This window comes from Providencia sp. NPDC089933 (genome assembly GCF_049545585.1).
Classification (GTDB): Bacteria; Pseudomonadota; Gammaproteobacteria; order Enterobacterales; family Enterobacteriaceae; genus Providencia; species Providencia huashanensis.
In genome coordinates this window covers 17,721-38,667 of the sequence record NZ_JBMWDT010000008.1, presented here as the reverse complement: position 1 = coordinate 38,667, position 20,947 = coordinate 17,721, and the positions used below count along the sequence as shown (strand labels likewise).

Below are 20,947 nucleotides of genomic sequence, written 5' to 3'. Positions count from 1 at the left end.
CATAATTCAACTATAAGAATTTTAAGGAGAATTTATGAATCCCTTCCATTTTGATGTTACTACACAAGAACAGCCTTTTTACAAAATTGATATTCAATACACCCCTTCAAGTTATAAAGAAATGATAACTGATTTTAAAAATAACTTAATTCGTAATTATAAAAGAAAGTTTAAACTTATTAGGTGGGTAGTATTTATTGAGTTATTTTTAATCGCAGCATCATTTATACGCTTTACGTTTGATGACCCGCAATATTTTCATAAAAACATACCTTATTACCACACAGTAATGCAAACAGTGGGTATCACATTTATTATTTTTGGGTTGTTTATATTAGCGTTTAAAATTGGGTTAAAGGGGGCTGTATCATTACAAGAATCATATCTTAGCAAAGGATTAATTAAAGAGGAGGATATTAATCACTATACTTTTTACTCTGAAGGCTTTGTATTTAATGAATTTAATCAAAATATGAGCCTTTACTGGGATGCTTTGCACTATGTTGCAGTCTACGATACTAGCTTAGTCTTTGCTTTTTGCCCCCCTAAAACTGAAAAAGGTAAATATACCGCAGAGTATGATGAAGTCATCATCCCATTAAAACTGATCCAAGAGAAAGATTACCTTATCAATGCACTAAAAGAGTTGGGTAAACACCATTTTGATTTTGAAGATCAAAGAAAACGTGGAGCTAAAAATGTGAACTGACATACAGTGATAGCGTAAATAGGCTCAGGTATTTTTTGCCTGTTAAGAATTATTTAAGATAAAACGTGTAGCCTATCAACATCATAATATTATGTGATACTGTTGTTACAATGAATAGTTCACAAATCATCATAAACATGAATTCGATTAAGAAGGCACACAAATGAATGATGTAAAAAAACCTGAGAATCAACGATTATTACTCACCCTCAGGAATATTGTTGGTAAGAAAAACATTCTAACAGAACCTCATAAGACAGAACGTTATCGCAAAGGTTTTCGATCTGGCGTTGGGGATGCAATAGCGGTTGTATTCCCTACAACACTGCTTGAGCAATGGCATGTATTTAAAGCGTGTGTTGAAGCCGATAAAATTGTTTTAATGCAGGCGGCAAATACCGGGCTGACAGAAGGCTCAACACCAAGCGGTTATGACTATGATCGCGATATTGTGATCATCAGTACACTACGTTTGAACCAAATACAAGTCCTTCCTGAATTCAATCAAGTGGTTGCGATGCCGGGAAGTACGTTATATGACTTAGAGAAGATTCTTAAACCCTTGGGGCGTGAACCACATTCGTTGATTGGCTCATCTTGTATTGGTGCATCTGTTGTGGGCGGGATTTGTAATAGTTCTGGTGGCTCCTTAGTGCGTAGAGGCCCCGCTTATACCGAGCTTGCGTTGTATGGCCGAGTAAATGATGATGGTAAAGTGGAACTTGTGAACCATTTAGGTATTGATTTAGGGAATACCCCAGAAGAAATACTGACTAACTTACAAAACCGGGGTTATAGCAGCGAAGATGTCCATGTTAGCGAAAAACTAGCTTCTGATCATGAATATGCACAGCGTGTTCGTGATGTTGATGCAGATACGCCGTCTCGCTTTAATGCTGATGAACGCCGTTTATTTGAAGCATCCGGTTGTGCCGGTAAATTAGCAGTATTTGCAGTTCGTTTGGATACTTTTCCAGCGGATAAAAAAACACAAGTATTTTATATTGGCTCAAATAACCCCGATGTTCTAGAAGATATTCGTCGCTATATTTTGAGTGAGTTTAAAAATTTACCCGTAGCGGGTGAATATATGCACCGTGGTTGTTTCGATATTGCAGAAATTTACGGTAAAGATACCTTTTTAATGATAGATAAATTTGGCACGGATAAAATGCCAATGTTTTTCACGATAAAAGGCCGTATTGATGCGGTATTAAATAAAGTCCCATTTTTACCCTCTAATTTAATTGACCGTACTATGCAAGTACTGAGTAAATTATGGCCATCCCATTTGCCGCCGCGAATGAAAGAGTTTCGTGACCGTTATGAACATCATCTAATGCTAAAAATGGCAGGTGATGGGATTGATGAAGCTAAAGTTTGGTTAAAGTCATATTTCGCAACCGCGGATGGTGGTTATTTTGAATGTACCCCAGAAGAAGGTGCGAAAGCTTTCTTACATCGTTTTGCAGCTGCGGGGTCAGCAGTACGATACCATGCGGTACATAATAAAGACGTAGAAGATGTTTTGCCGTTAGATATTGCGTTACGACGCAATGATAGAAACTGGTTTGAAACGTTACCACCGGAAATTGAAAAGTTATTAGTCCATAAACTGTATTGTGGTCATTTTATGTGCCATGTTATGCACCAAGATTATGTGTTGAAAAAAGGTGTGGACCCAAAAGAATTAAAAGAAAAAATGTTAGCGCTATTAGATGAACGAGGGGCGCAATACCCAGCAGAACATAATGTTGGTCACTTATATAAAGCGGCACCACAGTTAAAATCATTCTATAAGCAAGCGGACCCAACGAATACGATGAACCCAGGTTTAGGGAAAACAACGAAACGGAAAAATTGGGAAGGGGATTGCGGTTGTAGCCATTCTAATGAACATTAAAACCACATTAATCTAAAATAAAAATGGGCAACGATTTTGCCCATTTTTTTACAGTTTAGCTAGCCAACTCCATTGCATAATTCACCAGTGCTTTTAATTGCTGGCAACGCTTTTCATCGTGCTGATGTTCAGCAAGTAACATCTGTATTTGTTGCATATATTCTGTTAAGCGTGCTTCACTAAAGTAATCTCTGCGATGTTGTAACCAGCGTTGTTGCTCATCATAGGATAAGGTCGTTGGGAAATTACGTGCTTTATAACGAAAAAATAATTCCTTCATTCGCTTATCTTGAAAACTTAAATCTAAAGCAGGTAATTTTTGTGGAGGTGTTTCACGAATAATATCCATGGTTGACCTGTCCGACGGGCTAAAGAAACCATTATATATTTGTGCATCGACATCAGTGACTTCGTCATAGATTTGTGGCTCACTAAATAGCTCTATTAGTTTATTACGAATATCAGGGTTTTTACGCAGGGTTTCTAAATTACGCATGCAGAGGTCACGGTCTATCCCTGTGCGTAGTGCATCATTGGGTCGAAGCGTTTTTTCTGGTGCTAATATTGGGCACTTATTAATATGCACAAGTTTGACTGGGACAGGAGACGCTCCCGCAAGTTCGGCCTTAGGCGTATACAGGCGGGTACGTAATTGCTGCACATCTAATTCGAGTAATGGGGAGATATCCGCAGATAAGTCACACATAATCACGGCATTGCGGTTGTCTGGGTGCCATGCGAGAGGAGCAACTAGGCTTATATAAGAGCGTAATGCACCGAACATTCCAGAAACATGAACAAGCGGGGCAATATCAACAATATCGATTAGTTGGCTTATTTTGTTTTTGTTTCTCATCTGATAAAAATAATCAAACATCCGAGGCTGAGCGGCTTTCAATAACTTGGCCATATTGATTGTAGCCAGTACATCAGACATCGCATCGTGAGCATTTTCATGGGCAACCCCATTGGCTTTGGTTAGGTGCTCCAAGCGCATGCTTGGTAGGCCATCTTCATTTTCTGGCCATTCAATTCCTTCAGGGCGAAGTGCAAAGCAAGCTCGCAAGGCATCAAGTAAGTCCCAGCGAGAGTTTCCTTGCTGCCAACTATAAGCGTATGGGTCATAAAAATTACGGTAGAAAATATTACGAGTCACTTCATCATCGAAACGAATATTGTTATAGCCCATAATACAGGTATTCGGCACACTGAAAGCATGGTGGATACGCTTAGCAAATTCAGCTTCATTAACCCCTTCGGATAATGCAAGTTGTGGCGTGATACCTGTGATCATGACGGCTTCTGGTTGTGGCAGATAGTCATCAGCAGGTGCACAATAGAAAACCTCAGGTTCTTCAATGATATTAAACTCTAAATCGGTACGAACACCCGCAAATTGGGCCGGCCTATCTAATGCAGGCCGTTTACCAAAGGTTTCATAGTCATGAATAAAAAAAGTGGGCTGTTTTTTATTATCTTGCAACGTTTTCACCGTTTTGATGGGTTATAAGTTGGTTCTGATAGTGATGATTTTGTTGGTATTCACTATGCTTTGTGAGTTAATGATACCTTATCTGCTGTGAAAGCTAAACTCAGACCGCCTGATTTAGTGTGGGACAATGAGGTCATGCCACAATGGGATAATGCTATTTAGTACTCGAACTTCATTCTATTTTTATTGTGAGTTTAGTCACGAATATTTATTGTTAACGTTAACAAAAGTGAGTAACATCACAAATGGCAAGGTTTTTTGTAGTTTCATGAAAATGTTAACCTTAACATTGCGGCAATAAAAATTATTGATAGGTGATTAAATATGAATAGTGGCTCAAAAAAGTATTATGCCTCTTTGAGTGCATTATTGTTTTTTTTCTTTTTTACATGGTCATCTACATTTTCGGTGGTTGCAATATGGCTACGTAAATATGTGGGCTTAGAGGGGTCAGATACGGGGTTTATTTTTTCTTGTATCTCGCTTGTCGCTCTCTGCGCTCAACCTTTATACGGTTTTATACAGGACAAACTAGGGCTACGGAAAAACTTACTATTATTTATTGCTATATTATTAATCGCTTCTGGGCCATTTTTTATGGTTTTTGGGTCGTTATTAAAATGGAACCTAGTGCTTGGTAGTATTCTTGGCGGGCTATTTATTGGGATGACATTCCATGCAGGGATCGGCGTTCTTGAGTCATACACTGAAAGAGTGGGGCGCTTACGAAATTTTGAATACGGTAAGGCAAGAATGTGGGGGTCTTTAGGGTGGGCTGCTGCGACCTTTTTTGCGGGGCGTAATATTAATATTGACCCTGACTATAATTTCATTATGGCGACCATTTCTGGGTTAATATTTTTAGCCATATTACTTAATTTAAAGACAGCTAATGCGGATGCATATAATAGCCTTGAACATGGGAAACCTTCAGCAATAACGGTAGGTGACGCATTGCAATTATTGGCTTTACCCCGTTTTTGGGCATTGATACTGTTTGTCTTGGGGACCTGTATTTATAGTGTTTATGACCAGCAATTTATGGTGTATTTTGCCCATCAATTTCCAGATGAGCAATTTGGCAATGAGATGTACGGTTATCTAAATTCGTTGCAAGTTTTCCTAGAGGCTGGGGGGATGTTTTTAGCGCCGTTTATTGTTAACCGTATTGGTGCTAAAAATGGCTTGTTATTTGCGAGTTCAGTGATGGCTTTGCGGATCATAGGTTCTGGCTTAGTTGACGGACCAATCATGATATCAGCAATGAAGCTATTACATGCGGTTGAGCTTCCCATCTTGTTAATCGCTATTTTTAAATATAACAGCCGCCATTTTGATAAACGTTTATCATCAACATTGTATTTAGTTGGGTTCAGTTGTGTAACTTCGATTGTTGCAAGCATTTTATCGCCATTAGCAGGATGGGGCTATGACAAAATTGGCTTTGCGGATACTTATCTTGTGATGGGGGCTTTTGTGGTGGTGACAACGATATTGTCTGCTTTTTGTCTTAGAAGTGACGATATTGGCGATCAACCCATAGATAATGCGCAACAATTAAACGCCCAAGATAAAAGCGATGAAGAAAATTTAGTGCTAAAAGTATAAATCAAGGTACTTTTCGAACGAATAATTAGATAAATATGCGAAACGTACTTGTAACGCGGTAGGATTAGAATGTATTGTGTTAATAGATAATAGGTTTTAAATATTGACTAGAGGGTTTTAAACATGGACAACGCTAGCAAGCCGTCTTTCCAAAATGTACTGGAATTTGTGCGTATGTTTCGTCGTAAAAACAAGATCCGTCGTGAAATTACTGACAATGAGAAAAAAATTCGTGATAACCAGAAACGAGTTTTGTTACTGGATAACTTAAGCGAATATATTAAGCCTGGGATGTCAATTGAAGAGATCCAAGCAATTATTGCAAATATGCGTAGCGACTATGATGACCGTGTTGATGATTATATCATCAAAAATGCAGAGCTCTCCAAAGAACGCCGTGAAATCTCTAAAAAGCTAAAAGAGATGGGGGAGTTACCGAGGATTGATGTTAAGTAAGTGATATTATAAGTGATAAGCCGAGGCAACCTCGGCTTATCAAAGTAACATATTGAATATAAATAATATGTTACAGTATGGTCACTTTAGCATGGGGGCGAGTCAAAAACTAAGTAGCCCCAAGTATTTATCGTTGAACTACTGTAAAATCAAAGTATTAACTTGTTTAATCAATTCTTGAGCTAATCGCTCCATTTCATTTTTATCGATAAAACCCATCGTTACCGCAGCTGCAATCAACTGACCTTCACTATTAAAGACAGGGCATGCGATTGATTGCGCCCCAGGGATCCCCTCTGTTGGTTGATAGCGCACGGCATAGCCTTGCTTGATGATTTTTTCCAACTCTTGCGGGGAGTAATAATTTGATTGAAATTGGTTATCGAACGCAGAGTAAATCAGCCCTGCCGCGCTTTTTTCTATCGGTAATGGGGTGTTGGGTAAAAAATCAATCTCAACATTTTTAAAGCTACGGTTGTACGTCACTAATGAGAGTGCTTTTCCTAAACGTGTGGCGACACCAGTCGAAACGTTTTGCTCATCACGAAATTGAATCAAGCTTTTATTGATGGTTTCTAGATAAGAACTCTCAGGTTTAACAAAATTAGCTAAAAAAGTTAAGTTACGCCCTAAGCCATACCGGCTTGTTTGTGTGTCTTGATATAACATTTGTGTGCGACACAATGAAACCAAGTATTTATGTAAACGGCTTTTCGATATGTCACAGCCTTTTGATATATCAGCTGCGCGCGCAATGCCCCCATTTTGAGCAATATAATTTAAAATGCTCACCGCTATATCAACAGAATTAACACCTTGCAGAGAATACATAGATAAACCTCAGTTTAACAAGTCCTCATATTTTACCATGAGTTGCCCTAAGCCGCTAACAACCATCACGCATAGAATACTAATACTAAAGAAGTAGTTAATTTTTACTCATAAATAATGAGTGTATTTGATATTACTCAAGTTCACCATTTGTGAATGAGGTATATATATAGTGAACTTTAAAAAGCAATGTCGAGGTTTACTATAATGAAAACAATAAATGAATTACGAATAAAACGCCGAACTCTATTAAAAGGGCTCGGCGTGGTTGGTTTAGCTACCATAGCTCCTTGTTCTTTCGCTGAGGCGAATAATAATCAACCTTTACCTAGGGTGAGATTAAAACTATCTGACTACAAAACCTTTCGATCAACTTGTGCTATGGAATGTTTGCACTGCAACCTTACAGCGTATACATACCAAGGTAAGTTGATGAAAATACAAGCAACTGAAGGGTTTAATGTTAAATGTTGTTTAAGAGGAATGAGCAGGACTAAATGGGTTTATCATGACCAACGCATAACAACACCACTATTAAGGGTCGGTGAAAAAGGGAAAGCTGAGTTCAAACCAATAAGTTGGGATGAAGCTCTCGACCTTATCGAAAAAAATATCAGAGAAACGATTACCAAATATGGAAATGAAGGGCTATTCATATCGACCCATGCCGGAAATATGGATTCTATTAAAAATGATATGGGTAAAGCGTTTTTTGATTATTTAGGTGGCTCAACAAAGCAAGCGGGCTCTTTATGTTGCTCGGCAGTCACTGCTGCGATGATACCGATGCTAGGGCTACGTTATGCCGATACGCGGGATACCATCGCGGATAGTCGTTATATTTTGTGTTGGGGGAATAACCCAGCAGTGACGATGCAAGCCTATTTTAAAAACTATAACCAAGCCCGAAAAAATGGAGCTCGGCTGGTGGTGATTGACCCTCGTTTTAATGAAACCGCAGCAAAAGCAGATGAGTGGATACCGATTATACCGGGTACTGACACCGCACTTGCTTTGGGGATGATCAAAATTATCATTGAAGAAAACCGTATCGATGAGGATTTTCTCAGGGCTCATACTGGAGCCGTGTACTTAGTTGATGATAAACAACAGCAAGTTAGGCAAGATAATAACGATAAAGACAGTTACTTAGTGTTTGACCTGTTAAGTGGGCAATTGGCTCGCCATGACACACCGAATATCAAACCCGCATTATTCCAAAATGAATTACCGGATAACCTGGGTTACACCACGGTCTTTGAGCAAATTTACCAGCAGGCAAAAGGTTGGGATGTCAAACGTGTTAGTGAAGAAACCGATGTTCCCGTTGAAACTATCGTACGCCTTTCTCGTGATTATTCATCGATTACACCTTCAATGATTGTACAAAATATGTCCGGTGCTCAGCGCACAGAACATGGGGCTTATGTGGCTGCTAGCCAGTTTTATCTTGCACTACTGACAGGGAATATAGGTAAGCGCGGGGCAGGTGTTTGTGATGCGGGTGGTGCTCGGCAAATGGCGAATTTTAGCCCGATAGTGCCACCTGCACCGAATGCCAAAAAAATTACCCCTATTCCTGTTGCTAAAGTCGGCGACTATATTGTGAATGATAAACCTCATCCGATTAATTTTTGGTGGATTATGACCATGGGGGTAATGACGCAATTACCTAACACGAATAAGGTTCGAGAAGCATTGAAGAAAGTCCCATTTGTTGTGGTAGCGGATAATCTAATGAGCTCCACGGCACTGTATGCAGACCTTGTATTACCCGTCACTACAATCTTCGAAGATACCAGCCTAATGGCCGGAGTTCGCAGCCAATATGTACAATTAATGGAAAAAGCCGTTGAACCAGCTGGGGAAGCAAAACCTGATTATTGGATTTTTGCCCGCTTAGCAGAACGATTTGGTTTTGGTGAGGTATTTAATCAACCGATTGAACATTATATCGATGCTTGTTTAGCTGGTTCTGGGATCACTCGTCAGATGCTGGAAAAAGGGCCTGTACGGCCTGTTGAAGGGGATTGGATACCGTTCAAAGATGGTGTTTTTAGAACATCAACCAAGAAAGCACATTTGTTTATTGAAGATTGGCAAAAGAAAAATTTCTCACCTGTCGTTGCTTACTACCAAGTGACTGAATCGGTGAAAGGTTCCCCTGAGTTAGCTAAAAAATATCCTTTAATGGCGGTGCAACGTAAGTTGGCGCGGAGTGTACACTCAAGCCATGGCATGAATGAATGGATACTTGAGGTTCAGCGCAACCAGCCTAATGTGTTAATCCACCCAGAAGATGCAAAACAACGAGGTATTAAGAATGGTGAATGGGCAATTACATTCAATGACCGAGGCGAGCATCGCGCTATCGCGGTAGTGACTACTCATATTAAAAAAGGGGTTATTTCTCTCGATAATGGCTGGTGGGAGCAGCAAGGGGGAAGTAGTAGTCATGTCACGAATGACCAAGTGGAACATTTAGGAACCGGGCATTGCTGCAATAGTACGTTGGTTGATGTGAGAAGGGAGGCTTAGTCATGGCTAAACAATATGGTTTTTTAATCAATACTAAAGATTGTTACGGTTGCCGTACTTGTTCAATGGCGTGTAAGTCGGAAAATGTGACACCACCAGGAGTACTTTGGCGCCGAGTTCGTGAGTTTAATAGTGATGCTCCAAATACCCAAGCATTTATTACGATGTCTTGTAATCACTGCGATGACCCTCAATGCTTAAAGGTTTGCCCTGCGGATACCTATACAAAACGAGCAGATGGCATAGTCGTCCAAGACCATGAAAAGTGCATAGGTTGCCAGATGTGTATTATGGCATGCCCATATCACGCGCCTGTATTTGACCCAGTAGAAGGTAAAACCAGCAAATGTAATATGTGTGCGGAACGGTTAGATGAAGGGTTATTACCAAGGTGTGTGGAATCTTGTCCAACAGGGGCTATCGAATTCGGTGAAATTACAGAACTACGTAAAAAACACACAACAAATTGGACGCTGTTAGAACAACGTTACAATATGCCAGACCACACTATCAGCAATCCAAATATTGTGATTATTGGTATGGAGGATTAATCATGGATATTAAATATATGGAACTTCCTCTGGTATTTTTTACGGTAATGAGCCAGTGGGGAATTGGCGCTATTCTTGCATTAACTATTTATCAAATGAATGCTAGCAAGGAAAATATTTTATCAGGCGGAGTGCTACGCAGAGCAGTATTAGCGATTTGGTTAATCGAGGTGATCGGCTCTTCTATGTCAATGGGGCATTTAGGAGTACCACTAGAAGCGTATCGCTCCATACTTGGGTTAAGCCATTCATGGTTGAGCCGTGAAGCGGTGACATTTATTTTATTAAATGGTCTTGTCACGTTATGGGCACTCTCGTGTTGGGTATCACCCCAAGTGAATGTGCGAAATCAGTTACTTGGCTGGTTAAGCGCTCTTGGTGGTATTGCGGCTATTTTTGTAACTGCACAAGTGTATTATCAAATGGTTGCGCATCCATTATGGCACACGCCAGCGACGCAAATCGCGTTCATTGGTAGTGCGATTGTCCTTGGTTTTAGTCTAGTTGCCTTATTCGTTATTGGACAAGGGAAACCATTACTATCCATTATCAAAGTAGGGGTGCTGATAGGTGTTATGTTGGTATTAGCTGCGCAAATCATTCGCTTGCAATTACCCGCTAGCCAAGGAGGAAGCTATTTACTGTGGTGGCAAGTTGTAATGAGTATGCTATTGCCATGTATTGTGGCAATGAAAGCATATAAGGAACGACCATCGGTTATGGTAATGGTTTTGGTGATGTTGGCGATTTTTAGCGGAGAATTGGCCGGCCGTGCGCTGTTCTATGGTTCGGTGATGATCCAAGCACCTTGGTTCTAAAAATCCTCGTCATATTTCACCTTGTAGCGTTGTTGGCTTCACACACTCGCCCTAGTCACATACTGATGTATGCTCCTAGGGCCTCGTTTAGTTTGCCGCCTAGCTACAAGTTGAACTATATAGAGGATTAATTTACTTGAAATTTATTTAGGTATTCTACTTGTACTTTATTTAGGGATGTAGCGTTGTTGGCTTCACACGCTCGCCCTAATCACATACTGATGTATGCTCTTAGGGCCTCGTTTAGTTTGCCGCCTAGGGACAAGTTGAACTATATAGAGGATTATCTAGGTTTTGTCGATATTAGAATTCGGCCTGTAGTGTTGTGCATGGGTTCTCGCCATATGCTGGGGTATGTTTAGCTCATGCACTTATTCAAAGGCACCATTCATCAGTATGATAATAGGATCAGAACGTTTATAGCTGTTGATTAGGGGAACGAGACGTTTGAAATGTTCGCTGGCACAGTGAATATCTAGCGCTTCTTGGTTCGGCCACTCCTCGATAAAAATAAAGTGCCCAGGATCTTTTTGGTCAACATAAAGGTCATAGCTGATACACAATGGTTCTTGTTTGGTCGCAGCGACCAATTCACGGTATAGCGGCATAACAATCTCAATCGCTTCGTTTTGGATAAAATCTTCTGCAATGACTTTCAACATAATGCCATCCTTTGTAATGAATGATAGGTAATCACACATTAACACAAAGTAATTATTAAGTGCTGATGAATCAGTGACTTTAAGATATCAATATATACTAATAACTAGAGTTAATATGAGTTCTTATTCTCATATGGGATTTGCCATCATACTCCAAAGTAAAGTAAGGAAATGGTTAATGAATAAAAAATATTATATTCAAAATATGTGTTGGGGCTGGTTTATGGGGGATTTGTTTTTATATTCTTATTTGGGTAGTGAACTCAAATATAAGTCACTGATGTTATTTATTAGTGTTGTTGGTATTATCATTTTCCCATTTGCAAAATGGGCAGTTGAAAGCTTTTTCTAATGTTTACCACTAGAGAATTTTGGAATAGAGGCTTATTTATGGACACAGCGGGTAAGGCTGGAGGATTAGCCATATATGGTGGTGTCGTATTTTTATTATCTATTCCAATTACGTTGGTTTTTATTATAACTCTATTTATAACAAGATTGTCAGCGAAGTAAATAGCATCTATTTTATGGCTAAATACCAATCAAATTATTTGCTTCTTCGACTAAACTATCATCAATTAATGCGCCTGTCCCTGCAATAATTAAGCCATATCCTAGTATACCAATAGGCCCGCCAAGCAATGCATTAAAAGCGAATCCAGCAAGAGCTGTAGCTGTCATTCCAGCCGCTATTGTTTCTGTTTTAACAAAAAAAGGTCTCCAATTATTAGTGTCGATTGCTTTTATTAATTCATTTGACCAATCAATAAAGTCAATTGCTCGGCTTTTGTATAACATACCCTTACTAGATTTTTTGAAATTTTTTGCAATATCTTCAGCTTTAACTGACTTTAATGCTGCTGTAATGGCTTTGCGATCTTTTGCATCAATTTTCCTACTGATATTATTGATATACTTATTATAAGCTTTTAATGCATCCTCAACATCACGGTCTTTTTTCCTTTAGCTTGTCTTCCATAGCTTTAGCCAATTTCTCTGCATTTTCACCGTAAGTATTAAAAACTTCTTTATAAAAATCAGCTGTAAATAAGAAAAGCCTTGATAGTTTCCTATCAAGGCTTTTATGTTTACAGCTAGCTAGTTCTTAGAAATCAGCAGGTTTTGCCATTTCAGAGGTTGCGACGTTTGAAGCAACATGGCCACCTGCGCCACCTTTACCTTCAAAGGTTGAGGCATCGCGTAGGTATTCTTTAATTTCAAATGGCGCACCCGAGGTTTCAGGGGCAGGCGCTTTAGTCATTGGTGAATACGCATGGCGTTTATGTAAGCTTACAGCGACAACAGTTGATTCGGTGACCTTAACGGGTTCAACCTCTTTAACTATTACGGGCTCTTTTGCTGTCTCAACGATAACCTCAGACGTTGATGTTTCTTCAACGAATTTAGTCACAGTTTCATCAACAGCTTCAGTTTGAGCGGAAGCTTCTTCTACAACGAGCTCAGTTGTTTCTGACTTAACAACAGATTCAACAGGAGACTCAATCACTTGCTCTGTTGTTTCAGGCGCTTTCTCGACGATTGCTGTAGTTTCAGTTAGTGTGTTTTCAGATTGAGTCACTTCAACGGCCTCAATCTCAGCAGGTACTGCTTCTACTGGTTGTTCATCGATAGGGGCTTTAACTTCAGCTTCCACAACAGGGGATGCAACCGTTTCTGATACTTCTACCTGAGCAACCTCAACAGCGGTAGCCGTTACAGCAGGAACAATAACCTCTGATTGTGACGCTGTCACTTTTGTTTTTTCAGCCGAAGAGGCTTCATCAACACTTTGTTGTTCCAGCATTTCTTCATTAGTAATGATCGCCATACCTTCTTGTTGTGGTTGGGCGATAGGATAATGAATAAATACTTTACCTGATGCTAGTTCAGGTGAGGCAACCGCAGCGATTAATGGCATTGGCGACTTATTCAAATGACGCTCATCACGGTAGCGACGACGACGTTGCCCACTTACGCGTAAGTGGCGTGGCGAACGACGTGAACGACGAGGAATGATGGTGTCTTGCTTTTCTTCGTCATCTGCATGAGTGTTTACGCCTTGCAGGTCTTCTGTTTTAACTTCACCTTCAGACTGATTGACAGGCGTTACAACGACAGGCAATGCGGCAAGAGGTTGCGTAGCCACCACTTCCTGTGATGTTTCAACTTGGTCGTTATCGGTAACACGGATTTTCTGTGATAACTGGCGACGTTGGCGACGAGGTGTAACAGGGCGTTGTTGTTCCTCTTTCTCCGCAACATTTTCGACGTTATCTTGTTGAGCATCTTGTTGTGCTTTTGCAGCTTGCTGCTGACGTTTTTCGTCCTGACGGCGACGACGCTCTGCACGTTGCTCACGACGTTGTTGCTGATTATCGCGATTGTTGCTATCAGTTGTTTGCTCATCTTGTTGGCTCGTATTTTTATTATTACGGCCTTTATTACGATTGTTGGTTTCATCCGCAGTCGCATTACGATTATTGCGATTGTCGCGAGTTTCGCGATTTTCATTATCATCGCGGTCACGACGGTTATTATTACGGCGATCATTGTTACGACGACGATCGTTATTACGGCGGCGGTCATTATTATTGCGAGGTTTCGGTGCTGGTTTCTCAACCACCTTTACTTCTTCCTCACCAAATAGCTTCTTGAAGAAGGCCGCAATTTTACTGAATAAGCCTGGCGTTGCCTGCTCTGTTGTCACGGGTTTTGCTGGGGTTTTTGAAACGGTTTCTTTAGGTTTCACCGCAGGCATGTCGACAGGTTCTTGCAGGGCAAAAGCCGAAATCGCTGGTTGCTCAGGAAGTTTACGCTCTGCAGTCGTTTCATCAATTTGATTTAACGTTTCTGTCTCATGATATTGCGCTAAATTGTAGCTTAGAGTGTTAACTTCTTCGCCTTTACGAATACGGATCACATGGAAGTGAGGCGTTTGCATTTGGTCATTAGGGACAATCACCACACGCACATGGCTTTGGCGTTGTTCAATATCACTGACTGCTTTGCGTTTTTCGTTTAGTAGATAAGACGCGATTTGGACTGGCACAATCGCGTGTACTTCATGGGTATTCTCTTTTAAGGCTTCTTCTTCAATAAGACGAAGCACAGACAACGATAGTGACTCGTTATCACGAATTGTCCCTGTCCCCATGCAACGAGGGCAGACGTGATGGCTTGACTCACCAAGAGAAGGGCTCAAACGTTGACGTGACATCTCCAGTAAACCGAAACGAGAAATACGTGCAATTTGAATGCGCGCACGGTCTTGTCGTACGGCTTCACGTAGACGATTTTCAACTTCACGCTGATGGCGAACCGGTGTCATATCGATAAAGTCAATGACAATCAAACCGCCCAAGTCACGTAGACGTAGCTGGCGAGCAATCTCATCAGCCGCTTCTAAGTTGGTATTGAATGCAGTTTCTTCGATATCACCGCCACGGGTTGACCGTGAGGAGTTGATATCGATAGCGGTTAATGCTTCAGTCGTATCGATGACTAATGCGCCACCTGAAGGCAAACGAACTTCACGTTGGAATGCAGACTCAATTTGCGACTCGATTTGATAATGGCTAAATAAAGGAACATCACCACTATAGTGTTTAATTTTGCTGGCGAAATCACCGCGACCGATAGCTTCAATATGGTTACGAGCCATTTCGACCACTTTCGGGTTATCAATAAGAATTTCACCAATGTCAGGGCGTAGATAATCACGGAACGCACGAACAATAACGTTACTTTCTTGATGAATAAGGAACGGTGCAGGGCGGTTTTCAGCCGCTTTTTGGATAGCATCCCAATGGCGTAAGCGATAAAGTAAATCTTGTTGCAGTGATTCTGCTGATTTGCCTACACCTGCTGTACGGACAATTAACCCCATACCATCTGGAATTTCTAAAGAAGACAAAGCTTCTTTAAGTTCTGTACGGTCTTCACCTTCAATACGACGGGAAATCCCCCCTGCGCGAGGGTTATTTGGCATTAAAACTAAATAGCTCCCAGCCAAACTAATAAAGGTCGTTAGTGCTGCACCTTTATTGCCTCGTTCTTCTTTATCAACTTGGACAATAACTTCTTGGCCTTCCTTTAACACATCTTTAATGTTAGGACGGCCCTGAGAGTGATAGTTGCTTGGGAAGTATTCACGAGCGATTTCTTTGATAGGAAGGAAACCGTGCCTTTCAGCGCCGTAGTCAACAAATGCGGCTTCAAGACTGGGTTCAATGCGGGTGATTTTACCTTTGTAAATATTGGCCTTTTTTTGCTCATGACCTGGACTTTCGATATCCAGATCATAAAGACGTTGCCCGTCAACAAGGGCAACACGCAACTCTTCCTGTTGAGTTGCGTTTATTAGCATTCTTTTCATGTTATTACTTACTCAATTATTTTCTTTAAATAAAGAGCAGCGAAAGAATGAGCTACTGTAAACCGATGGCCTCGTGATTTTTACAAAACCGTCTGCCTCGCGGCAGTCGTTCGTATAGAGACGCGCAGTATTCGGTGAACCTGATTTTTAGATTAAAAATTCAGCGTTCTTAATCAGGATGCCGTATGTTATTGAAAACGGAAGTTCCTAACCCAATAAGCTAAAATTCGTTGCTCGCTAATTTATTTGATGTTGCTAAATGTCTTACGCCATTGCTGCATTGTTACGTCATCAAATAAGAAATCCTATATAACGCCAATTTTCGTTTTTTAAACATTTCGGCGACTTCGTATTATTCCATTGCCATAGACATTATAGCAAGTCGATACGGAAGTTATATGGAAATTTTATTTAGAAATAGGATAAATCAGGCAGAAAATAGACAAATTAAAAAAAAAGATAAAAAATTTTGTGGAGTCGGTATGATAGAGAGAGCGAATAAGAGCATATTTTAATCAATTAGAGTTAACGCATTCCCGAATGAATATACAAAACCAAGTTCAATTTATTGAGATCAGCGATGACGAAGCTGGGCAACGCATCGACAATTTTTTGCTCACCAAACTCAAAGGTGTGCCAAAAAGTATGATTTATCGCATTATCCGTAAAGGGGAAGTGCGTGTTAACAAAGGGCGGATAAAACCAGAATATAAATTGCTGGAAGGGGACCAAGTTCGCGTACCGCCAGTTAGGGTTGCTGAGCGTGAAACAGCGCCAGTATCAGCTAAATTAGGGAAAGTGGCAGCGCTTGCTGACTGTATTTTATTTGAAGATGATTATATCTTAGTGCTGAACAAACCTTCTGGAACGGCGGTACATGGCGGAAGTGGGCTCAGTTTTGGGGTGATTGAAGGGCTTAGAGCGCTACGCCCAGAAGCTCGTTTTCTTGAGTTAGTTCATCGCCTTGATAGGGATACATCAGGTATTTTATTGGTGGCCAAAAAACGCTCAGCCCTTAGGGCATTACACGAACAATTGCGCTTAAAGCAAATGCAAAAAGATTATTTAGCGCTAGTTCGAGGAAATTGGCAGTCGCATACTAAGGTCGTTCAAGCGCCGCTACTAAAAAATATCCTCCAAAGTGGTGAGCGAGTAGTAAAAGTTAACAGTGAAGGTAAGCCTTCAGAAACGCGTTTCAAAGTTGAAGAGCGCTTTGAAAATGCAACCTTAATTAAGGCTAGCCCAGTGACAGGGCGTACTCACCAAATCCGTGTACATACTTTATACGCGGGGCATCCCATTGCATTTGATGACCGCTATGGTGACAGGCAATTTGATAGCCAATTGGCGGATACAGGTTTAAACCGTTTATTTCTGCACGCCAGTGCGCTGAAATTCACACACCCAAATACAGGGGAAGAAATGCGCTTACAGGCACCTATGGATACAGGGTTAACCCGTTGCTTAAAAGTGTTGCGTAACCGTAAAACAGCAATTTAATAGTTTTGGCAGTGACAGAGAGTGAACCCCTGTCACTGCGCCATGCTCTATTTAGTTAATCGCTTAGGGGGTTAACACCGCACTTTCTCAACATTTCTAATAACAATATGATAGGTAACCCGATTAATGTATTAGGGTCTCTTCCTTCGAGCCGTTCAAACAAAGCAATGCCCAATCCTTCAGATTTAAAACTACCAGCACACTGGAAAGGTTCTTCTTTATGCAAATAATGAGTGATTTCGTCATCCGTTAGTTGGCGAAAATAGACATCGAACAATTCACATTGCACATCAAACTTACCTATTTCAGTATCAAGTAAACATAAACCGGTATAAAAGGTAATTTTATTTCCTGATGCGGCTTGTAATTGTTTGAAGGCGTTATCAAAGCTATGAGGTTTGCCAACTATTTTTCCATCAATGACACAGACTTGGTCGGAACCAATGATGAGGTGTTGTGGGTATTGGTTCGCTAAAGCGGCGGCTTTTGCATGGGCTAACCGCATGACCAGTTCTTGAGCCGACTCATGTAAAATAGGCGATTCATCAATGTTAGGTGGAACCGCTAAAAAAGGTAATCCTAATTTTTTTAGCAAGGTTTGTCGGAACTCTGAAGTTGACGCCAAAATAATCGATTTCATGATTTTTCTCGAAACTCGTAGCCAAAAGGGTTAACTCATTTTAAACTATAAAACGCAAAACCTGCGATTTTTTGGTGAAAAGGCGAGTTTACCCCGCCTTTTTCTTTGACTATAGCTCATTACAAAGTTAATATGCGCGCCTTATGCAAAAGGTAAAATTACCCCTGACTATCGATGCGCAGCGTGCAGCTCAGAAAAACCTCGACTATGTCGGGAGTTATACACCTGAGCAAGTTACACGTATTGCCGAATCAGTAGTCAGTGTAGATAGTGATGTAGAAACCGAATTATCATTTAAAATTGATAATCAGCGTTTGACTGTCATTGAGGGGAAATCCCAAGTGGATGTCACCTTAAAATGTCAACGTTGCAGAACTGATTTCAAGCATCATGTCTACGTATCGTATTGTTTTAGTCCTGTCGTCAATGACGAAAAGGCCGAAGCATTACCGGAGCTCTACGAGCCAATTCAAATTGATGAATTTGGTGAAATAGATTTGCTGGGAATGATAGAAGATGAAATAATTCTTTCCTTACCAGTGGTTCCGGTTCATGATTCTGAACACTGTGAAGTGTCCGAAGCGGATATGGTCTTTGGTGAACTGCCTCCTGAGGCAGAAAAACCAAACCCATTTGCCGTATTAGCCAGTTTAAAGAAAAGTACTTAAGGAGTAAGGTCAATGGCCGTACAACAGAATAAACCAACTCGTTCAAAACGCGGTATGCGTCGTTCACATGATGCACTGACTGCTACCCTAGTTTCTGTAGATAAAACTTCCGGTGAAACTCACCTGCGTCACCACGTGACTGCAGATGGTTACTACCGTGGCCGTAAGGTTATCAGCAAGTAATTTGTTGTTACCTTGGCTAATCTAACCATTGCGTTAGATGCTATGGGCGGGGATGTTGGTCCCCGCGTCACGGTGCCTGCTGCATTGCAGGCACTGGCATCTAATCCAGCGCTAAAATTACTGCTAGTCGGTCAACCCGATGCCATTCAACCTTTGCTTGCACAATGCCGTGCAGAGCAACTTTCGCGTGTCGAAATAATCCCTGCGGACGGTGTTATCGCAAATGATGCTAAGCCATCGAATGCCATAAGACAAAGTAAGGGGACGTCAATGCGAGTGGCTTTGGAGTTGGTAAAAACTGGGCAGGCACAAGCGTGCGTGAGTGCAGGCAATACCGGTGCACTGATGGGGTTAGCTAAATTGATGTTAAAGTCGATAGACGGCATTGAACGTCCTGCGTTAATGACCATCTTACCTAATCAGCAAAAAAGCCAAACGGTTGTGCTTGATTTAGGCGCTAATGTCAATTGTAGTAGTGATATGTTAGTGCAATTTGCTGTAATGGGTTCAGTTATGGCCGAAGAAGTGGTCAATATTTCTAAACCTAGAGTCGCTTTGCTCAATATTGGCGAAGAAGAGAGCAAGGGGCTAGATAATATCCGCGAAGCCGCCTCCGTGTTAAAAGAAACAACGTCAATTAACTATATTGGTTATGTAGAAGGTAATGAATTACTGACAGGCAAAACTGATGTATTAGTATGTGACGGCTTCGCAGGTAACGTCTCTTTAAAAACAATGGAAGGTGTCATCCGAGTGATCCTTTCATTGATAAAATCATCAAGTGATCAAAATAAAAAACGCAGTTGGTTGATGCAACTGGCGAAAAAATGGCTAAAAAAACGTTTAATGAAGCGTTTTGGGGATATGAACCCCGACCAGTATAATGGTGCGACTCTGTTAGGATTAAAAGGTATTGTCATCAAGAGTCATGGTGCAGCGAATGAAGGCGCTTTTAAAGCCGCAATTGACCGCGCAGTACAAGCTGTTGAAAAGCAAGTCCCAGAAAGAATAACAGCGCGACTAAATATTGTTTTACCCAGGAGTGATCAATAACCTATGGCTATGTACAGTAAAATCTTAGGAACAGGCAGCTACTTGCCAGCGCAAGTGCGCACCAATGCTGATCTGGAGAAAATGGTTGATACTTCTGATGAGTGGATTGTGACACGCACTGGAATACACGAAAGAAGAATTGCAAACGAAGACGAAAGTGTCTCAGTGATGGGGTTACATGCTGCAAAAAATGCGCTAGAAATGGCTCAAATTGAGGCGGCTGAAATAGGCTTGATTATTGTTGCAACAACATCAGCGACGCATGCCTTTCCAAGCGCAGCTTGCCAAATACAGCAACTGTTAGGTATTAATGATTGCGCTGCTTTTGATGTCGCCGCAGCTTGTGCTGGTTTTACTTATGCAATCAGCATTGCGGATCAGTTTGTCAAAACAGGTATGACGAAGAAAGCCTTGGTGATTGGCGCTGATGCATTATCAAAAACATTAGACCCTGAAGACCGTGGTACTATTATTTTATTTGGTGATGCAGCAGGGGCTGTAGTTATTGGTGCATCTGAAGAGCCGGGTATTATTTCTACTCATCTGCATGCGGATGGTCGTTATGGTGATTTATTAACATTGCCTAACCGCAGTCGCTGTTCTGAAGACCCAGCGTATTTAACGATGACGGGTAATGAAGTATTTAAAGTTGCAGTGCGCGAATTAGCCCATATTGTTGATGAAACATTGACTGAAAGTGGTATTGCAAAAGAAGAACTTGATTGGTTAGTGCCACATCAAGCAAATTTAAGAATTATATCTGCGACGGCTAAAAAGTTAGATATGACAATGGATAAAGTTGTTGTCACCCTTGACCGTCATGGTAATACTTCTGCAGCATCAGTTCCAACCGCTTTGGATGAAGCGGTTCGAGATGGCCGTATTCAACGTGGTCAACTGGTGCTTTTAGAGGCCTTTGGTGGTGGTTTCACTTGGGGCTCTGCATTAGTTCGTTTTTAA

19 protein-coding genes are annotated in these 20,947 nt (G+C 40.9%); 13 read left to right on the top strand and 6 right to left on the bottom strand.

What is annotated here, in order from left to right:
• Nucleotides 1-34 precede the first annotated feature (34 nt).
• The gene (locus ACPEH5_RS12550; protein WP_048607444.1) at nucleotides 35-709 is read left to right on the top strand and encodes a hypothetical protein; all 675 of its coding nucleotides are present in this window, start codon (nucleotides 35-37) and stop codon (nucleotides 707-709) included.
• A gap of 163 nt (nucleotides 710-872) precedes the next feature.
• Nucleotides 873-2,612, top strand: coding sequence for a D-lactate dehydrogenase (dld, locus tag ACPEH5_RS12545; RefSeq protein ID WP_048607443.1), 1,740 nt, complete (start codon nucleotides 873-875; stop codon nucleotides 2,610-2,612).
• 55 nt (nucleotides 2,613-2,667) lie between these two features.
• Here the strand turns inward: dld and sbcB are convergent, their stop codons facing one another.
• Entirely contained in the window at nucleotides 2,668-4,095 is a 1,428-nt protein-coding gene (gene sbcB, locus ACPEH5_RS12540) for an exodeoxyribonuclease I (RefSeq protein ID WP_048607441.1), read from the bottom strand.
• Between the two features lie 333 nt (nucleotides 4,096-4,428).
• Here sbcB and ACPEH5_RS12535 point away from each other — a divergent pair, with 333 nt between their 5' ends.
• Entirely contained in the window at nucleotides 4,429-5,712 is a 1,284-nt protein-coding gene (locus ACPEH5_RS12535) for an MFS transporter (protein ID WP_042843426.1), read from the top strand.
• A gap of 123 nt (nucleotides 5,713-5,835) precedes the next feature.
• Nucleotides 5,836-6,168, top strand: a complete 333-nt coding sequence (tmaR, locus tag ACPEH5_RS12530; RefSeq protein WP_042843427.1) for a PTS system regulator TmaR — start codon at nucleotides 5,836-5,838, stop codon at nucleotides 6,166-6,168.
• A 138-nt stretch (nucleotides 6,169-6,306) separates the two neighbouring features.
• Here the strand turns inward: tmaR and ACPEH5_RS12525 are convergent, their stop codons facing one another.
• Complete coding sequence (locus ACPEH5_RS12525; protein WP_042843428.1) at nucleotides 6,307-6,999, bottom strand: helix-turn-helix domain-containing protein; 693 nt, start codon at nucleotides 6,997-6,999, stop codon at nucleotides 6,307-6,309.
• Nucleotides 7,000-7,206: 207 nt separating this feature from the next.
• On the opposite strand from ACPEH5_RS12525, the gene ACPEH5_RS12520 reads away from it, so the two are divergent.
• From ACPEH5_RS12520 to ACPEH5_RS12510, 3 genes are read left to right on the top strand one after another with little or no spacing between them, the layout of a single operon-like run.
• A complete protein-coding gene (locus tag ACPEH5_RS12520; RefSeq protein WP_281110788.1) occupies nucleotides 7,207-9,537 on the top strand; it encodes a molybdopterin-containing oxidoreductase family protein in 2,331 nt (776 codons plus the stop codon).
• 2 nt (nucleotides 9,538-9,539) lie between these two features.
• Nucleotides 9,540-10,088, top strand: coding sequence for a 4Fe-4S dicluster domain-containing protein (locus tag ACPEH5_RS12515; RefSeq protein ID WP_173424793.1), 549 nt, complete (start codon nucleotides 9,540-9,542; stop codon nucleotides 10,086-10,088).
• A gap of 2 nt (nucleotides 10,089-10,090) precedes the next feature.
• Nucleotides 10,091-10,906 (top strand): dimethyl sulfoxide reductase anchor subunit family protein, encoded by an 816-nt coding sequence (locus ACPEH5_RS12510; RefSeq protein WP_071548167.1) that lies wholly within the window; start codon nucleotides 10,091-10,093, stop codon nucleotides 10,904-10,906.
• Between the two features lie 371 nt (nucleotides 10,907-11,277).
• Here the strand turns inward: ACPEH5_RS12510 and ACPEH5_RS12505 are convergent, their stop codons facing one another.
• Nucleotides 11,278-11,568 carry a putative quinol monooxygenase gene (locus tag ACPEH5_RS12505; RefSeq protein ID WP_042843432.1) on the bottom strand — a complete coding sequence of 97 codons (291 nt, stop codon included), beginning with the start codon at nucleotides 11,566-11,568 and terminating at the stop codon, nucleotides 11,278-11,280.
• 178 nt (nucleotides 11,569-11,746) lie between these two features.
• On the opposite strand from ACPEH5_RS12505, the gene ACPEH5_RS12500 reads away from it, so the two are divergent.
• Nucleotides 11,747-11,920, top strand: coding sequence for a hypothetical protein (locus ACPEH5_RS12500; RefSeq protein ID WP_165568285.1), 174 nt, complete (start codon nucleotides 11,747-11,749; stop codon nucleotides 11,918-11,920).
• A gap of 179 nt (nucleotides 11,921-12,099) precedes the next feature.
• Here ACPEH5_RS12500 and ACPEH5_RS12495 read toward each other — a convergent pair whose 3' ends face one another.
• Nucleotides 12,100-12,471, bottom strand: a complete 372-nt coding sequence (locus tag ACPEH5_RS12495; RefSeq protein WP_308809631.1) for a colicin-like pore-forming protein — start codon at nucleotides 12,469-12,471, stop codon at nucleotides 12,100-12,102.
• 202 nt (nucleotides 12,472-12,673) lie between these two features.
• The gene (gene rne / locus ACPEH5_RS12490; protein ID WP_423727040.1) at nucleotides 12,674-15,943 is read right to left on the bottom strand and encodes a ribonuclease E; all 3,270 of its coding nucleotides are present in this window, start codon (nucleotides 15,941-15,943) and stop codon (nucleotides 12,674-12,676) included.
• A 540-nt stretch (nucleotides 15,944-16,483) separates the two neighbouring features.
• Between rne and rluC the strand changes: the two genes are divergently transcribed.
• The gene (gene rluC, locus ACPEH5_RS12485; RefSeq protein ID WP_129466069.1) at nucleotides 16,484-17,443 is read left to right on the top strand and encodes a 23S rRNA pseudouridine(955/2504/2580) synthase RluC; all 960 of its coding nucleotides are present in this window, start codon (nucleotides 16,484-16,486) and stop codon (nucleotides 17,441-17,443) included.
• Between the two features lie 55 nt (nucleotides 17,444-17,498).
• Here the strand turns inward: rluC and ACPEH5_RS12480 are convergent, their stop codons facing one another.
• Nucleotides 17,499-18,083, bottom strand: coding sequence for a Maf family protein (locus tag ACPEH5_RS12480; protein ID WP_129466068.1), 585 nt, complete (start codon nucleotides 18,081-18,083; stop codon nucleotides 17,499-17,501).
• 143 nt (nucleotides 18,084-18,226) lie between these two features.
• Between ACPEH5_RS12480 and yceD the strand changes: the two genes are divergently transcribed.
• From yceD to ACPEH5_RS12460, 4 genes are read left to right on the top strand one after another with little or no spacing between them, the layout of a single operon-like run.
• On the top strand, nucleotides 18,227-18,751 hold the full coding sequence (gene yceD, locus ACPEH5_RS12475) for a 23S rRNA accumulation protein YceD (protein ID WP_048607428.1): 525 nt from the start codon (nucleotides 18,227-18,229) through the stop codon (nucleotides 18,749-18,751).
• Between the two features lie 12 nt (nucleotides 18,752-18,763).
• Nucleotides 18,764-18,934, top strand: a complete 171-nt coding sequence (gene rpmF / locus ACPEH5_RS12470; RefSeq protein WP_006660802.1) for a 50S ribosomal protein L32 — start codon at nucleotides 18,764-18,766, stop codon at nucleotides 18,932-18,934.
• A 12-nt stretch (nucleotides 18,935-18,946) separates the two neighbouring features.
• A complete protein-coding gene (gene plsX, locus ACPEH5_RS12465) occupies nucleotides 18,947-19,987 on the top strand; it encodes a phosphate acyltransferase PlsX (RefSeq protein WP_071548163.1) in 1,041 nt (346 codons plus the stop codon).
• A gap of 9 nt (nucleotides 19,988-19,996) precedes the next feature.
• Complete coding sequence (locus tag ACPEH5_RS12460) at nucleotides 19,997-20,947, top strand: beta-ketoacyl-ACP synthase III (protein WP_042844304.1); 951 nt, start codon at nucleotides 19,997-19,999, stop codon at nucleotides 20,945-20,947.